Below are 569 nucleotides of genomic sequence, written 5' to 3'. Positions count from 1 at the left end.
CTCACCGCCTTCACGTCCGGGTGGTCCAGCAGCGCGTCCACGGCTTCCTTGTCGCCCTGCACCACGTTGAACACGCCGTCGGGCAGGCCGGCCTGTTTCAGCAGGTCGGCAATGAACAGCGAGGGCGACGGGTCGATGGGGCTGGGCTTGAGCACAAAGGTGTTGCCGCAGGCAATGGCCACGGGGAACATCCACATCGGCACCATCACGGGGAAGTTGAACGGGGTGATGCCCGCCACCACGCCCAGCGACTGGCGCATGGTCCAGTTGTCGATGCCGGTGGAGACCTGCTCGGTGTAGTCGCCCTTGAGCAGCTGCGGAATGCCGGTGGCAAATTCCACGATCTCGATGCCGCGGGTGACTTCGCCCTGCGCGTCGGTGAACACCTTGCCGTGCTCGGCGGTGATCATGGCGGCCAGCTCGTCCTTGTGCTGGTTGAGCAGCTCCAGGAACTTGAACATGATGCGCGCCCGCCGCAGCGGCGAGGTGTCGGCCCAGGCCGGGAAGGCGGCCTGCGCGGCGGCCACGGCGGCGTTCACCTCGGCGGTGCTGGCCAGCGCCACGCGGCC

At 67.8% G+C, this 569-nt stretch carries 1 protein-coding gene; it reads right to left on the bottom strand.

Annotated features, from left to right (window positions below; all coding sequences use genetic code 11):
* Window positions 1–569 (bottom strand): aldehyde dehydrogenase family protein (locus HA630_RS00440; protein WP_166832016.1); only part of this gene is annotated, 569 nt, incomplete at both ends.

The organism is Aquabacterium sp. A08 (assembly GCF_011742065.1).
This window is presented reverse-complemented; position numbering and strand designations above follow the sequence as displayed.